This is a genomic window from Herbidospora galbida, assembly GCF_005233835.1.
GTDB lineage: Bacteria > Actinomycetota > Actinomycetes > Streptosporangiales > Streptosporangiaceae > Herbidospora > Herbidospora galbida.
Genome location: NZ_SZQA01000011.1, coordinates 1 through 14,797, shown reverse-complemented (window position 1 = coordinate 14,797; position 14,797 = coordinate 1). Strand labels below are relative to the sequence as shown.

General features: G+C 70.2%; 13 protein-coding genes. 8 read left to right on the top strand and 5 right to left on the bottom strand.

Annotated features, from left to right (window positions below; all coding sequences use genetic code 11):
• Positions 1-184 precede the first annotated feature (184 nt).
• Together FDA94_RS39125 and FDA94_RS13500 are read left to right on the top strand one after the other, a co-directional pair.
• Entirely contained in the window at positions 185-1,474 is a 1,290-nt protein-coding gene (locus FDA94_RS39125) for a hypothetical protein (protein ID WP_170990920.1), read from the top strand.
• Positions 1,475-1,611: 137 nt separating this feature from the next.
• Complete coding sequence (locus tag FDA94_RS13500; protein ID WP_137247416.1) at positions 1,612-2,805, top strand: pentapeptide repeat-containing protein; 1,194 nt, start codon at positions 1,612-1,614, stop codon at positions 2,803-2,805.
• Between the two features lie 103 nt (positions 2,806-2,908).
• Here the strand turns inward: FDA94_RS13500 and FDA94_RS13495 are convergent, their stop codons facing one another.
• Positions 2,909-4,300 (bottom strand): NAD(P)H-quinone dehydrogenase, encoded by a 1,392-nt coding sequence (locus FDA94_RS13495; RefSeq protein WP_137247415.1) that lies wholly within the window; start codon positions 4,298-4,300, stop codon positions 2,909-2,911.
• 96 nt (positions 4,301-4,396) lie between these two features.
• Between FDA94_RS13495 and FDA94_RS13490 the strand changes: the two genes are divergently transcribed.
• From FDA94_RS13490 to FDA94_RS13480, 3 genes are read left to right on the top strand one after another with little or no spacing between them, the layout of a single operon-like run.
• Positions 4,397-4,849, top strand: coding sequence for a gamma-glutamylcyclotransferase family protein (locus FDA94_RS13490; RefSeq protein WP_083976717.1), 453 nt, complete (start codon positions 4,397-4,399; stop codon positions 4,847-4,849).
• A 17-nt stretch (positions 4,850-4,866) separates the two neighbouring features.
• Entirely contained in the window at positions 4,867-5,667 is an 801-nt protein-coding gene (locus tag FDA94_RS13485) for a purine-nucleoside phosphorylase (RefSeq protein WP_137247414.1), read from the top strand.
• A 14-nt stretch (positions 5,668-5,681) separates the two neighbouring features.
• Positions 5,682-7,316 (top strand): phospho-sugar mutase, encoded by a 1,635-nt coding sequence (locus FDA94_RS13480; RefSeq protein WP_137247413.1) that lies wholly within the window; start codon positions 5,682-5,684, stop codon positions 7,314-7,316.
• Here FDA94_RS13480 and FDA94_RS13475 read toward each other — a convergent pair.
• Genes FDA94_RS13475 through FDA94_RS13465 form a run of 3 tightly spaced genes read right to left on the bottom strand, consistent with a single transcriptional unit; the run spans position 7,313 to position 10,432 of the window.
• Positions 7,313-7,912 carry a PH domain-containing protein gene (locus FDA94_RS13475; protein ID WP_137247412.1) on the bottom strand — a complete coding sequence of 200 codons (600 nt, stop codon included), beginning with the start codon at positions 7,910-7,912 and terminating at the stop codon, positions 7,313-7,315. The two genes, FDA94_RS13480 and FDA94_RS13475, sit on opposite strands and share 4 nt — an antisense overlap.
• Positions 7,909-8,982: an adenosine deaminase gene (locus FDA94_RS13470; protein WP_137247411.1), complete on the bottom strand. Its 1,074-nt coding sequence runs from the start codon at positions 8,980-8,982 to the stop codon at positions 7,909-7,911. The genes FDA94_RS13475 and FDA94_RS13470 overlap by 4 nt, the downstream gene beginning before the upstream one ends.
• Positions 8,983-9,019: 37 nt before the next feature.
• A complete protein-coding gene (locus FDA94_RS13465; RefSeq protein WP_246059843.1) occupies positions 9,020-10,432 on the bottom strand; it encodes an MFS transporter in 1,413 nt (470 codons plus the stop codon).
• A gap of 109 nt (positions 10,433-10,541) precedes the next feature.
• On the opposite strand from FDA94_RS13465, the gene FDA94_RS13460 reads away from it, so the two are divergent.
• Both FDA94_RS13460 and FDA94_RS13455 read left to right on the top strand, forming a co-directional pair.
• Entirely contained in the window at positions 10,542-10,937 is a 396-nt protein-coding gene (locus tag FDA94_RS13460) for a MarR family winged helix-turn-helix transcriptional regulator (protein ID WP_137247409.1), read from the top strand.
• A gap of 427 nt (positions 10,938-11,364) precedes the next feature.
• The gene (locus FDA94_RS13455; RefSeq protein ID WP_137247408.1) at positions 11,365-12,306 is read left to right on the top strand and encodes a hypothetical protein; all 942 of its coding nucleotides are present in this window, start codon (positions 11,365-11,367) and stop codon (positions 12,304-12,306) included.
• Here FDA94_RS13455 and FDA94_RS13450 read toward each other — a convergent pair.
• Complete coding sequence (locus FDA94_RS13450; RefSeq protein WP_137247407.1) at positions 12,233-13,462, bottom strand: hypothetical protein; 1,230 nt, start codon at positions 13,460-13,462, stop codon at positions 12,233-12,235. The genes FDA94_RS13455 and FDA94_RS13450 overlap by 74 nt on opposite strands.
• Before the next feature lie 498 nt (positions 13,463-13,960).
• Between FDA94_RS13450 and FDA94_RS13445 the strand changes: the two genes are divergently transcribed.
• A partial coding sequence (locus FDA94_RS13445; protein WP_170990919.1) for a helix-turn-helix domain-containing protein occupies positions 13,961-14,797 on the top strand: 837 nt, incomplete at its 3' end.

Sequence of the window (14,797 nt, the reverse complement as noted above, 5' to 3'; positions counted from 1 at the left end):
GCGGGCTCATCCGCGCGCGTGGCGCGGTCCACGGGCGGATACGGTGGAGTGCAGAGGAACCATCGCGCAACGCCGTTCGTCCTCATGGACGAAGGAGGGCCGAATCGTGACAAAATCCCACCCACTAGGCCGCCTTGGGGGCGCCGTCGCGGCCCTGTTCATCGGCTTGTCCGCCCTTTTCCTGGTGAGCTCCCCCGCGGGGGCCGCCGCGGCGCCTCCCGACGCGGCGACGGTGGTAGGTGCGTGGAAGCAGAGCCAGCTGTTCACGGTGAGCGGATCCCCCCTGACGAGCGCGCAGCAGTCGGAGATCACGCAGGCGCTGCAGGACTCGAAATACCCGATCTACGCGGTCGCGCTGCCCGAGGGCACCGTGACCCGCGCCAACGCCCCGCAGTTCATCCCGGGCCTGCTCACCGAGCTCGACAAGAACGGCCGTTCCGCGGCGACCGTCGCGGTCATCGACGGCACGAGCCTGTTCGCCGGGACCAGCGCGTTCCCCCAGAACGCGGCCGCCAAGATCGCCAATGAGTCGGCCTACGCCCACGTCGGCGACCCGGTGGCCGTGATGCAGGAGTTCACCAACCGGGTCGACATGCAGCTCTCGGGCAACCCCAGGGGAGCCCAGGGCCCCGGTGACACGATCAGCGGCAACGCGGGCGTCTGGATCGGCCTCGGCGTCATCGCCGTGGTCGGCGGCGGCGGCATCTGGCTGATCTCCCGCCGGAACAAGCGCCGGCGCGAGGAGAAGGAGGCCGCCGACCTCAAGGCGGTCAAGCAGACGGTCGAGGAAGACGTCACCAAGTTCGGCGAGGAGATCACCTCGCTCGACCTCGACGCGAAGATGCTCCCGGCCGCGGGCACCGACCACGACTGGCAGCACGCCCTCGACTCGTACGAGAAGGCGAAGGTCCAGCTCCAGCAGGTCCGGCGGGCCGACGAACTGCGCGACGTCACCGCCACCCTCGAAGACGGCCGCTACGCCCTGGCCGTCGTGAAGGCCAAGGTCAACCAGCTCCCGCTGCCCGAGCGGCTTCCCCCGTGCTTCTTCAACCCCCAGCACGGCCCCTCGGTGCGCAACGTCCGCTGGGCCCCGCCCGGCGGCGCGCTCCGCGACGTCCCGGCCTGCGCCATGGACGCCAACGCGATCGAGCGCGGCTTCGACCCCCAGATGCGCGAAGTGGTCCTGCCCAACGGCCAGCGGGCGCCCTACTGGGCGGCCGGCCCGGCCTACCAGCCCTACGCCAACGGCTACTACGGCGGCTTCGACGGCCTGCTGACCGGCATGCTGGTCGGCACGATGCTCGGCAGCGCCTTCGGCGGCTTCGGCTACGGCGGATACGGCTACGACGCGGGCTACGCCGACGGCGTGGCGGCCGACGGCGGAGGTGACCTCGGCGGCGGCGACTTCGGTGGCGGCGGCGACTGGGGCGGCTCCGATTTCGGCGGCGGCGACTTCGGCGGCGGCGACTGGTAGACACACCCGGCACGGGCCCCGCGGACCTCGAAAGGTCCGCGGGGCCTTCCCGTGTCGAGGGGGTGTTCAAGGTGACTGCAAGCGGGGCGAAAGGGCGCGTGAGAAACTCGGATCATCCCCTCAGGAGGCTGTTTCCCGTGCGTGCCCTCGTCGCCTTATCTTTCGCCCTCTCGCTGGTCCTCGTCCCCGCCACCGCCGCGAACGCCGCGGCGGCGCCCTGCCAGAAGGGCTCCGGCCCCAAGCTCCGCGGCGCCGACTTCACCAACGGACGCCAGCTCCCCAGCGACCTGCGCTGCGCCGATCTCACCGGCGCGAAGCTCGACGAGGTCGACTTCACCCAGAAAGACCTGACGGGCGCGATCCTCCGCGACGCCTCCATGAAGGAGGCCGACTTCACCCAGGCCCACCTCGAATACGCCGACCTGCGCGGCGCCGACCTGACCTCCGCCGACCTGGGTCAGCTCCGGGCCAAGCAGGCCAACCTGCGCGGCGCCACCCTGGTCGACGTCGAGGCCGGCCAGGCCGAGTTCCCCCACGCCGACCTGACCGACGCGGTCATGACCAGGGCCAACCTGACCCAGGTCACGCTGACCAACGCCAAGCTCGTCGGCGCCGACCTGAACGAGGCCGAACTCGGCCAGGTCAAGGGCCGGACGGCCGACTTCTCCCGGGCGAAGATGAAGGAGGCGGAGTTCGGCCAGGCCCAGCTCCAGCACGCCGTCTTCAAGCAGACCGACCTGACCGAGGCCCAGTTCACCCAGGCCGAACTCCAGGGCGCCGACTTCACCGGCGCGGTGGTCGAGAAGACGAGCTTCGTCCAGGCCGACGACCTGAACCTCGCCGGGGCGCAGGGCACCCCGGCCGACCTGCCGACCGGCGTCTCGTTCACGCCGCCGGAGGAGTCGCCCGAGACCGGCGACGACCCGACGCCCGCCCCGGCCAGCCGCCAGCTGCCGTCGCGGATCCTGGGCATGTCGCCCGCCCTGCTGATCATCCTGGCCGGAGCGCTGGGCCTGAGCCTGACGTTGATCGTCTGGGGTCTGAGCCACCAGCGCACCCGCCGCAGCGACGCCAACTTCACCATGGCCCGCCGCGTGGCGGAGGAGGACGTGACCCGCTTCGGTGAGGAGATCGACACCCTCGACTTCGACATGAAGGTCAACGCGGTGAGCGGCCCCAGCCACGACTGGCGAGCCGCCCTCGACGCCTACGAGGCGGCCAAGCAGGCCCTCTACCTGGCCCGGACCCCGGAGGAACTCCACGCGGCCGCGGCAGCGGTGCACCACGGGAGGCAGGCGCTGCAGCGGGTCCGCTCAGTCCTCCCCCGCTGAACCGCCCCGGACCGCGGCGTCAGGCTCCGGCCCAGGCCGATATGCCGAACTGTCGGGCGGCGGCGGCCGCCCGACCAAGCGCCGGGGAACTCTCCCGCAGTGACTAGATTCCCGCCGTCAGCGGCGACATCAGTCGCCGTGCCGCCTCGGTGATGGACCCCGACAGCGACGGATAGACCGCGAACGTGTGAGCCAGCTGGTCGACCGTCAGCCGGTGCTGCACCGCCACCGACAGCGCCAGGATCAGCTCCGACGCGCGGGGAGCGACGACGACCGCGCCCAGGATGATCCCGGTGTTGGGCCGGCAGAACATCTTGATGAAGCCGTCGTGGAAGCCCTGCATCTTGGCCCGCGCGTTGGTCGCCAGCGGCAGCTTCACGACCTTCGCGTCGACTTCCTTGTTCTCGACCTGCTTCTGGGTCACCCCCACCGCCGCGATCTCGGGATCGGTGAAGATGTTGGAGGCCACCGTCGCGAGCCGGATCGGCTGGACGGCCTCGCCCAGGGCGTGCCACACCGCGATGCGGCCCTGCATGGCGGCCACCGACGCGAGCATGAGCACGCCGGTGCAGTCGCCGGCGGCGTAGACGCCGGGCGCGGAGGTCCGGGAGACCTTGTCGACCTCGATGAAGCCGTTGCGGTCGAGCCGGACGCCGTTCTCCTCCAGGCCGATGCCCGAGGTGTTGGGGACCATGCCGACCGTCATCAGGCAGTGGGTGCCCTCGGCGGTGCGGCCGTCTTCGAGCGTCACCACGACGCCGTCGGCGGTGCGCTTGACGGAGGAGGCGCGCGAGCGGCCCATCACGTTCATGCCGCGCCGCCGGTAGACCTCTTCGAGGACCTCGGCCGCGTCGGCGTCTTCGTTGGGCATCATGCGGTCGCGCGAGGAGACCAGGGTCACCTCGGAGCCCAGGGACATGTAGGCGCCGGCGAACTCGGCGCCGGTCACCCCCGACCCGACGACGATCAGCTTCTCGGGCAGCTCGTCGATGTCGTACATCTGCCGCCACGTGAGGATGCGCTCCCCGTCGGGCTCGGCTCCGGGCAGGACCCGGGGGGTGGCGCCGGTGGCGACGATGACCACATCGGCGCGGATGGTGCGGTCGCCGGCCCGGACGGTGCCGGGTTCGATCAGGCGGCCGCGGCCCCGGACGACCTCGACGTTCTCGGCGGCCAGGCGGGCCGCGATGTCGGCCGACTGGGCGCGGGCCAGCTCTTTGACACGCCGGTTCACGACCGGCATGTCGGCCACCGCGCCGCCGACGTCTCCGTCGGAGCCGCCGGTGAAGTGGACGCCCAGCGAGGCGCCGTCGAGGAGGGCCTGTTTGCGGACCGAGGTCGCGATCATGGTCTTGGACGGGACGCAGTCGGTCAGCACGCACGCGCCGCCCGGCCCCTCTTCCTCGACCACGGTGACCCGGGCACCGAGTTGAGCGGCGACCAGGGCCGCCTCGTATCCGCCGGGGCCGCCGCCGATGATCACGATCCTTGTCACATGTCCCATTCTCCCGCACCCGAAGAGGTGTAACGGCACGACTACGTGGAACCGCCACGGCCGGTCCAGCGGGCGATCTTGGTTTAGGCTGATGCGGTGCCTGTATACGCCGCCTATGGCAGCAACATGGACCCGAAGCAGATGGCCGAGCGGGCGCCACACTCGCCGATGAGGGGAACAGGCTGGCTGACCGGCTGGCGGCTGACCTTCGGCGGGGAGGACGTCGGCTGGGAGGGCCCGCTGGCGACCGTGGTCGAAGACGAGGGCTCGCAGGTGTTCGTCGTCCTCTACGACGTGCCCGAGTGGGACGAACCGTCGCTCGACCGCTGGACGGGCCTCGACCTCGGGCTCTACACGAAGATCCGGCTGCGGGTGGCCACGCTCGACGGCGACGTGCTGGCCTGGTTCTACGTGGTCGACTCCTATGAGGGCGGGCTTCCCGCGGCGCGTTATCTCGGCATCATCGCCGACGCGGCCGAGAAGGCGGGGGCCCCTGATGACTACGTCCACGAACTGCGTGCCCGTCCCTGTAAGTCCCTCGGTGACTGACTTGTACGCTCAGGAGCGTGAGTAACGCATTTTCCCTGGCCGCCGACGCGGCGTCCGCGCTGCGCGCGAAAACGGGAGTCGACGCGTTCGACGTGGCTCTCGTCATGGGCTCCGGCTGGGTGCCGGCGGCCGACGCCATCGGTGCGCCACTCGCCGAGTTCCCCTCGACCGATCTGCCCGGTTTCGCTCCCCCGGCCGTCGAGGGCCACGCGGGGCGGATCCGGGCCGTCAAGGCACCCAACGGCCGGCACGTCCTGATCTTCCTCGGCCGCACTCACCTCTACGAAGGGCTCGGCGTCGAGCCGGTCGTCCACGGGATCCGGACCGCCTGCGCGGCCGGGGCTCGGGTGGTCGTGCTGACCAACGCCGCCGGCGGGCTGCGGCCCGAGACCCAGAACGTGGGCGACCCGGTCCTGATCAGCGACCACATCAACCTGACCGGCGCCAACCCGCTGACCGGCGCGACCTTCCTCGACCTCACCGAGGTCTACTCCAAGCGGCTGCGCGCGCTCGCGCGGGAGGCCGACCCGTCGCTGGCCGAGGGGGTGTACGTCGCCTTCCGCGGCCCGACTTATGAGACTCCGGCCGAGATCCGCATGCTCCGCACCCTTGGCGGGGATCTGATCGGCATGTCGACTGTGCTGGAGGCCATCGCGGCCCGGCAGTGCGGGGCCGAGGTGCTGGCGCTGTCGCTGGTCACCAACCCGGGCGCCGGCCTCGTCGGGGAGCCGCTGAACCACGAAGAGGTCCTCGAGGTCGGCCGGGCCACCGCGCAGCGGATGGGCGGCCTGCTGAGCCAGGTCGTCGGCAAGCTCTGAATTCGGGGACGGCGATGAACGATCTGACCACACGCGCGCGGGAGTGGCTCGGCCAGGACCCCGACCCGGCGACCCGGGCGGAACTGAAGTCGCTGCTCGACTCGGGCGACCACGACGGCCTGGCCGACCGGTTCGGCGCGAAGCTGGAGTTCGGCACGGCCGGCCTGCGCGGCGAACTGGGCGCGGGCCCGAACCGGATGAACCGGGTGACCGTGATGCGCGCGGCGGCCGGGCTGGCGGCGGTGCTGGGCCCGGGGCGTCACGTGGTCGTCGGGTACGACGCGCGGCACAACTCCGACGTGTTCGCGCGCGACACCGCCGCCGTCCTCACCGGCGCGGGCCTCACCGTGAGCCTGATGGGCGGGCTGTTCCCCACTCCGGTGCTGGCCTTCGCGGTCCGCCATCTGAAGGCCGACGCCGGGGTCATGGTGACGGCCTCGCACAATCCGCCGCGCGACAACGGCTACAAGGTCTACTGGAGCGACGGCGCGCAGATCATCCCGCCGGTCGACTCGGAGATCTCCGCCGCGATCGACGCCGCCGGGCGGGTCGACGAACTCCCGCTCGGCGAGCGGTGGACGACCCTGTCGGCCCGCGACATCCTGACGCCCTATCTCGAGGCGGTGACCGCTCTGCCGCTGGGGGCGGCGCGCGACCTGAGGGTGGCGTACACGCCCCTGCACGGCGTCGGCGGAACCACGCTGGGGCAGGCGTTCATGCTGGCCGGGTTCACCTCGCCGATGAGCGTGGGGGCCCAGTCGCGGCCCGACCCCGACTTCCCGACGGTGGCGTTCCCGAATCCGGAGGAGCCGGGGGCCATGGACCTGGCCCTCGAACTGGCCTCCGCCTCGGCCGTCAGCGCCGACCTGGTGATCGCCAACGACCCCGACGCCGACCGCTGCGCCGTGGGCGCGCGCCAGGCCGACGGCGTGTTCCGGATGCTGACGGGCGACGAGGTCGGCGGCCTGCTGGCCGAGCACGTGCTGCGGTCGACGAGCGCCCCCGACCGACTGGTCGCCACCACGATCGTCTCGTCGTCGCTGCTGGGGAGGATCGCCGAGGCCCATGGCGTACGGCACCGCGAGACGCTGACCGGCTTCAAGTGGATCATGAAGGCGGGCAGCGGGCTGGTGTTCGGCTACGAGGAGGCGCTGGGGTACAGCGTCGGCTCCGACGAGGGCCTGCCGGTCCACGACAAAGACGGCATCGGGGCGGCGCTGACCGTCGCGGCCATCGCCGCCGAGGCCAAGCAGCGCGGGCTGAGCCTGATCGACCTGCTCGACGACCAGGCCGTCCGCTACGGCCTGCACGCCACGAGCCAGCTCTCCTTCCGCGTCGACGACCTGGCGCAGATCACCGACGCGATGGCGCGGCTGCGGGCGAAGCCGCCGGCCCGCCTGGGCGGCCGGACCGTCGAGTCGATCGACGACCTGGCGGCCGGCTCTCCCGACCTGCCCCCAACCGACGGCCTGCGCTACCGGCTGTCGGGCGGCGGCCGGGTGGTGGTCCGGCCGAGCGGCACCGAGCCGAAGCTGAAGTGCTACCTGGAACTGGTGCTCCCGGTGACCGAGATCGCCGAGACCCGGTCGGCCGCGGCCGACCAGATCGAGGCGCTGAAGGCCGACCTGCGCGAGGTCCTCGCCCTCTAGAGGACGATGATCGTCGCCACGACCAGCGCCAGGAACGCCGCCGTCGCCGCGAACGCGTCGATCGCCCACGTCACGGTCGGCTCGCCGGTGGACTCGCGCTTCCTGACGGTGGCGAGCTCCTTGATCTCGTCGGCCACCCAGTCGGCGTGGGTGCGGCCGGCCATGGCCTCGCGGGCGGCCCGCTCGCCCTTGGTCAGGGTCGGCTCGGACGTCGGGTAGCGCCCCCGCTTGACCTGCCGGTTCTGCTGCCGGAGGCTCTTGGCCCGTTCGCGGGCGGTCGGCATCGGCGTCCAGCACCGGACGGTCAGGTCGCCGGACGTGATCGTGATCGCGCTGGTCACGGTGACGTCGTCGATGGCCGACCACGGCAGGTAGGCGGTGCGGAAGGGGTTGCGGACCCGTACCCCGCCCTGTTCGGTGATCGTCGCCGGCCGCAGCGCCAGCAGGTAGGTCATCCACGTGACGAAGCCGAGGACGGCCCCCACGACCAGCGCCGACGGCAGGCGGCCCCGCACGATCAGCTCGACGGTGTTGGCCACGACGAACACGAGCCAGGCCCAGCCGAAGAACCAGGCCGTCTTCGAACGGAACGTCATGCGCGCCACTTCAACTGTGCGAACCCCGGCTTGATCACGCCGTTGATCAGCGCCAGCCGGTCGTCGAAGGGGATGAACGCCGACTTCATCGCGTTGACGGTGAACCACTGGAGGTCGTCCCAGTCGTAGCCGAAGGCGTCGACGAGCTGCGCGAACTCCTTGGTGACGGTGGTGCCGCTCATCAGCCGGTTGTCGGTGTTGACGGTGACCCGGAACTGGAGGCGGCGCAGCAGCCCGATCGGGTGGTCGGCGATCGACTCGGCCGCCCCGGTCTGGATGTTGGACGTCGGGCACATCTCCAGCGGGATCCGCTTGTCGCGGACGTAGGCGGCCAGCCTGCCCAGCTTGGCGTCCTCGCCCGAGACGGCGATGTCGTCGATGATCCTGACGCCGTGGCCGAGCCGGTCGGCCCCGCACCACTGGATGGCCTGCCAGATCGACGGCAGCCCGAAGCCCTCACCGGCGTGGATGGTGAAGTGGGCGTTCTCGCGCTGGAGGTATTCGAAGGCGTCGATGTGCCGCGTGGGCGGATAGCCGGCCTCGGCCCCGGCGATGTCGAAGCCGACGACCCCGACGTCGCGGTAGCGCACCGCCAGTTCGGCGATCTCCATCGACCGGGCCTGGTGCCGCATCGCCGTGAGCAGCGCGCCGACCCGGATCCCCCGCCCCTCGGATCCGAGCCGGAACCCCTCGTTGACCGCCTGGACGATCTCGTCGAGGGACAGCCCGCGCTCGGTGTGCTGCTCGGGGGCGTAGCGGACCTCGGCGTAGACCACTCCGTCGTTCGCGAGATCCTCCGCGCACTCCGCGGCCACCCTGACGAGCGCCTCACGGGTCTGCATGACGCCCACGGTGTGGGCGAAGGTCTCCAGATAGCGCTCCAGCGACCCGGAGTCGGCCGACGCGCGGAACCACGCGTCGAGCTCGGCCGGGTCGGTGGAGGGCAGTTTGTCGTAGCCGGTCTCGCGGGCCAGCTCGATGATCGTTTCCGTGCGCAGGCCCCCGTCGAGGTGATCGTGAAGGAGCACCTTGGGGGCCTGGCGGATCTGCTCAAAAGTGGGCAGGCTCATTGCGGCATACTACCTTCACCTGCGCAAATATGATCTGCTACACAACCTCCAGAACCTGTTCCGCAGCGGGTGTACGCCGCCTCCTCCCGGCCACCACTCCGGTGATCGAGATCCCCAGTCCGATCAGCGCGAACACGGCCGAGATGACGATCGCGGCGCGCGTCGACCCCAGCGGGTCGCCGCCCCCGGCGCCCGAGGTCAAGGTGGCCGTCACGATGGCCAGCACGACCGCCCCGCCGACCTGGCCGGAGGTGTTGATGAGCCCCGACGCGAGCCCCTGTTCCGCGTCGGCGACCCCGTTGGTGCCCTGGATGTTGAGGGAGGGGAAGGCCAGCGCGAAGGCGCCGCCGAGCAGCAGCATCCCCGGGATGACCAGCCACAGTGACGGGTCCATGTCGATGTTCAGGAAGACCAGGTAGGCCAGCACCAGCGACACCGACCCGGCCAGCACGATCTTCTGGGTGCCGAACCGGTCGGCCAGCGACCCGACCCGGGTGGAGAACAGCGCGACGAGCAGCCCGGCCGGCAGGAACGCGAGCGAGGTGGCCAGCGCCGACCATCCGAGCATGTTCTGGAAGTACTGCATGGCCACGAACTGGAAGCCGACGTAGGAGCCGAAGAGGATGACGAGCCCGAGGTTGGCCCGGCGCAGCGGCGCCGACCGCAGGATGCCCAGCCGCACCAGCGGGTGCTTGGTCCGCAGCTCCCACCAGACGAACAGGGCCAGCAGCACGGCGGCGACGAGCCCGGTCGCGACGGTCCGCCCCAGGGCCACCTCGGGGGCCTCGACGACGGTGTAGACCAGCAGCAGCATGCCCGAGGTGATGGTGAGCGCCCCGAAGAGGTCGTAGCCGCCCTCCCCGCGCTCCTCCGAGCGGGGCAGCAGGCGGGCCCCCGCGACCAGGGCCGCGATGGCGACCGGCACGGGCATCAGGAAGGTCCACCGCCAGCCGAGTTCGGTCAGCAGCCCCGACAGGATCAGGCCGAGGGAGAAACCGCTGGCCGCGCAGGCGGTGAAGATGCTCAGGGCCCGGTTGCGCTCGGGCCCTTCGGCGAAGGTCGTGGTGATGATCGACAGTGCGGCCGGCGCGGTGAAGGCGGCCGACATGCCCTTCACGAACCGGGCCGCGATGAGCAGGGCGCCGTTGTCGACGATCCCGCCGAGCAGCGAGGCGAAGGCGAACACGGCCAGCGCGACGAGCAGGACCCGACGTCGTCCCAGCAGATCGGCGGTCCGTCCGCCGAGGAGCAGCAGGCCGCCGTAACCGAGGACGTACCCGCTCACCACCCACTGGAGCGCCGAGGTCGACATGCCGAGTTCGGCCTGGATGGACGGCAGCGCGACGCCGACCATCGAAACGTCGAGACCGTCGAGGAAGACGACGGTGCAGAGCACGATGAGGACGCCCCAAAGGGAGGCCCCCCAGCGGCCCTCACGAGTAGACATCATGGACGGCGACATTACATGCACATGCATTCAATGCACAAGCATTTAATGCGTTTGCATATGCTTGTACGGGGTGCTATGGTGCCGCGCAGGGAGAGCAGGAGTGGACACGATGACCGACAACGAGGTGGTCACGACTTGGCGTGAACTGTCCGCCAGGCACGCCGCGATCGTCTCCGACCTGGAACGGGAGCTCCAAGACCGGCACGAGCTCGGCGTCAGCGAGTTCGAGGTCCTCGACCGTCTGGTCGAGGGGGTATGCCTGAGCGCCGACGGGAAGTTCCGGGTGCAGGAGCTCGCGGCCGGGGTCAGTCTGAGCCAGAGCGCGCTGTCCCGGCTGATCGCCCGCCTTGAGAAGGCGGGGTTCGTGCTCCGCTCGATGTGCGCCGACGACCGCCGCGGCGTCTTCGTGACGCTGACCGACGCCGGCCGCATCCGCCACTCCGAGGCGCTGCCGACGCAGCGGCGGGTGCTGCGCGAGCACCTGGCGTCCACCCCCCAAGGGTGAATACGGCCCGCACATAAGGGAAAGTAACTTTCAAACGCACGCGAAGATGCACGTGCAGCGCAAAATGCCCACCTTGGGTAATTCGGTGCATTGCGCGACCGATCGTTGATCGGGCAAAATTCTTTTCGGTTTCGGCGCGCTTCTGAAGGTGCCGGTGGGGAGCCTGACAATCCCTATGGCGGAAAGGAGGCCCGGCCCCGTGCGCGGCTGGACGCCCCTAATTGATGATCGAACACCGGTGAGCCCCGCAGGACGGGTCCAACCCGGGCCCTTCCAGGACGACTTCGGCAACCCATTACACGGCCTTTACGCCGGACAACGGGCGGAAAGCGAGTTCGGCGCCTGGACCCGGATACTGGCTGTCTGGCACGGATACCGGATCTGGGATTTCACCGGACCCGCCATGAATGGATTCAGAAGTTCTCTAGTGAGCCCGTGGAACGAGATCCTTTCACAGGGGTTACTAAGAGATCTCGCCGATCCCTCTCCTTACGACGGAACCGCATGGAGTGAACGCTGGATCGCCGGCGCCCTGCTGTCGGGGCGCAAGCCGTTCGGCCGGTTCACCCTCCCCCTCGACGAGGCCCAGGCCTGGTGCATCCGGGCCCGCAGAGTGGGGCTGGAGTACCACCGCGAACGCGTCGACGGCAACGCCCTGCACATCACCGCAGGCCGCGAGGAGACGTACGGGGAGCTGTTCGAACTCGACGCGCTCGTGGCCTACTACCGCGACGTGCTGCCCCCGGAGGCGGCCGAGACGGCCGCCTGGGGCCTGCTGTCGCACCGCAAGGAATCACCCGCCAACCACACCTTCGCCGGCATGGACGCCTTCACCGAGCTCCCCAGGGCCGTGCGCGGGCTGACCCTCGGCTATCCGCCGCTGGCCACGGCCCGCCGGATCCTCCTGGAGAGCGGGGGCGAGAACGAGATCGAGTTCCCCGACGTGCCGCTCGACACCGGACGGCCGGAGGTGGTGCCGATCGACGAGGTGCCCGTCTGCGACCACGACCACCCGGTGCCCCGCTTCGAGAACCACGACGACCTGGTCAAGGCATGTGAGCCGCTCACCGACCTGGTGTCCTACTACTGGCAGCTCGACCGCGAGCTGTCGATGTTCGCGCCGCGCATCTCCGGCGTCTACCTGGCCGACTACCCCGAAGCCCTGATCGCCGCCTTCGAGGCGCACGCGCGTGCCGCCTCGACCGACCGCTATCCGCGCGCCGAGGCCGTCTTCTCGCACATGTGCTGCGTGCTGCGGCATCTGGGGCGCGAGCCCGCCGACCTGCTGCGCGGGCTCAGACCGCCATCACTGCGAGCGCCCGGTCCAGGGCCGCTCGACCACCGTCGGGGTCGTCGCTCCGGATCCTGAGGTCGGCGACCCGCATCCACATCGCCGAGGCCCGCTCGCGGGAGGTCATCGTCTCCCAGCGCTCGGCGGCGGCCACGAGGGCCTGTTCGGCCTCCCAGGTCTCGCCGAGCCGCAGGTGCGCCTCGGCGATGACCTCCGAGGCGTGGACGTGCAACAGCGCGGCGGTCTCTCCCACGGCCTTGACGACCTCGTTGGCGCGGTCGATCGCCTGGTGCGGATCGCCCCTGACGACGTCGGCACGGGCCAGCGCGAGGGCGCAGGACCCCCTGTCGACGATCCCGGCCGCCGCGTCGGCCAGCTCGGTCTGGGCCCGCTGAAGCAGCGGGAAGAGCTCCTCCACCGTCGCCGGATCGGCCCTGATGAGCTCGCCGGCCATGGTCGCCCGCAGGCGGGCCAGGCCGAGCGGGTCGTGGTAGCCCGCGCCGTAGAGGGATAGGGCCTGCTCGAAAAGGCCCCGTGCGGTCGGCGCTAATCCCGACCTCGCCGCCGCGATTCCGTTCTGCCAAGCGACCGAAATACGTCCGCGGGGCTCGCCGAGCTCTATCGCGGCACTCGTCAGCTCGCTCAGCAGCAGATGCAATCGCAGATGCGAACCATGCCCGGCTTCTTCCGGGTGGGAATGCAGGTCGACCTGCTCTCCGTACGTGGCGATGAGGGCGCATCCGAGCTCGATCACGCTGGAGGTCCAGCCGGCCGCGCCGATCTCGCGGTCGAGCGCGCTCTCGCCCACGGCCACGCTGGCCGAAATGTCACCCGCTTCGAGGTGGCAGCGGCACAGCACGGTCGCCAGCCGGACGCGGTAGTCGACGAACTGCGTCCAGTGGCCACTCGACCGGGCCAGCGTCTCGGAGGGCTCGTCGAGGTGGGAGTCGAGCAGTCGCGTCACGCGGGTGATCACCTGGGGGAGGTCGCCCTCGCGTTCGGCCGCCTGGGCCTGGCCGAGTTCGGCCTGCCGCCAGAGGTCGGGGACCATGCCCAGCGACGGCTGCCGGAGCAGCGCCGCGTAGCGGTCTCTCGCCTCGGGGAAGCGGCCTTCGGCCAGCGCGCCGCCCGCCTTGGCCGCTTCGGCCCGCAGGCCCGCGATGGTGTGCGGGTCAAGTCCGTCGGTCAGCCACAGGGGGGAGCATTGGAGTCCTCGCGCGATGATCCTGATCATGGCCGCGGTCGGTTCGAGGTCTCCGCTTTCAATCCGTTCGATCGAGTCGGCATCCAGTTCGGACGTCACTTGGAATGGCAACAACCCTCTCTGCAGGCGAGCGGCTCGAACGCGTTGAGCGATCTTCTCGGGCACTGTGCTCCTCGCCTAACACGGTGCGTAAACCGACGCCTCGATCAAGTGCGTCAAACGGAGCATAGACGTGACAGAGCAACTTGACCACCAGCAAACGTGTTCACGGGACTAATCAGTGCAGGTTTCTCAGGTCATGCCCATCTCGCCTGGACCGAAAGCCCGGTTCCGGACGGTGATTACCCACCCACTGCGGCACTGATCTGGGCGCCTCCCCGGGACGGCCCCTATTTGTGTCAGGTTTCCTGACTCAATTACTGAGACGAATGTTTGCATACTGGCTGAATTCGTGTTATTTGGTCGCACGTGGATCATTACACGGTCATTGACAAAGATTTGACAAGCCGTCCGCATCGAATGCGGGATGTGGACGGACGGGCGTTCCTCGCCTCCCTGCGCACCACCGCCGTGACCCGGGTCGAGGCGGGCGAGCGGGTCGCGCAGGTGAGCCGGAACATGGGTGTGTCCCGATCCTCGGTCTACGAATGGCTCCGCCAGGCCCGCTCGGGCCCGGAGAAACTGCAGGCCAGCCCCCTGCAGGGGCGGCCGTCGGCGCTGTCGCCCGACGGGCTGCACGACCTGGCGACCGCGCTGCTGGCCGGCCCGGAGTCAGCGGGCTTGACAGGACGGTTGTGGACGCGGGAACTCGTAAACGAGCTCGTCACCCGTGACCACGGCGTCTCGCTGACGCTCACCAGCATCGGCCGTCTACTGCGTTCACTCGGTTTATGGCCGCGTCACTCTCTCGTCACGTGGCCGGACGGTTCGGCCCGATTGTGGAAACAGCGTTACGCGTACATAAAAGAGAAAGCACGGGAACAGGACGCGCTTCTGATGCGCGGGGGACTGGTGGATGTCAGTGCCCTTCTCCCCCGTTCGTCCTTCCCGGCCGCGCCTTTCGGATTCCATCTCGCCTACGCGCTGATCCCCGGCGGGCCGCTGCTGTTCCGCGCCTACTCCGGGCCCGCTAACGCGGCCACCTTCCTCGACTTCGCCGCCGGGCTGGTGGCCGAGACCGGCCGTCCCACCTGCCTCATCACGGCCCACCATCCCGTCTTCGACCTCGACGAGTGCGCGCGCGGCCTGGCCGGGCTGCCGCTGACCGTCTGGGTGCGCACCGACGGCGACGCCCGTTCGCTGCGGCCGGCGCCCGCGCCCGCCACCGCCTCGGCCCCCGACCTGCGGCCGGCCGTGCTCGGCGGG

What these genes read in the sequence shown, in the direction of transcription:
- FDA94_RS13480 (WP_137247413.1), top strand. Translation starts at nt 5,682, where the DNA reads ATGAACGATCTGACCACACGCGCGCGGGAGTGGCTCGGCCAGGACCCC.
- FDA94_RS13475 (WP_137247412.1), bottom strand. Translation starts at nt 7,912, where the DNA reads ATGACGTTCCGTTCGAAGACGGCCTGGTTCTTCGGCTGGGCCTGGCTC.
- FDA94_RS13470 (WP_137247411.1), bottom strand. Translation starts at nt 8,982, where the DNA reads ATGAGCCTGCCCACTTTTGAGCAGATCCGCCAGGCCCCCAAGGTGCTC.
- FDA94_RS13465 (WP_246059843.1), bottom strand. Translation starts at nt 10,432, where the DNA reads ATGATGTCTACTCGTGAGGGCCGCTGGGGGGCCTCCCTTTGGGGCGTC.
- FDA94_RS13460 (WP_137247409.1), top strand. Translation starts at nt 10,542, where the DNA reads ATGACCGACAACGAGGTGGTCACGACTTGGCGTGAACTGTCCGCCAGG.
- FDA94_RS13450 (WP_137247407.1), bottom strand. Translation starts at nt 13,462, where the DNA reads ATGATCAGGATCATCGCGCGAGGACTCCAATGCTCCCCCCTGTGGCTG.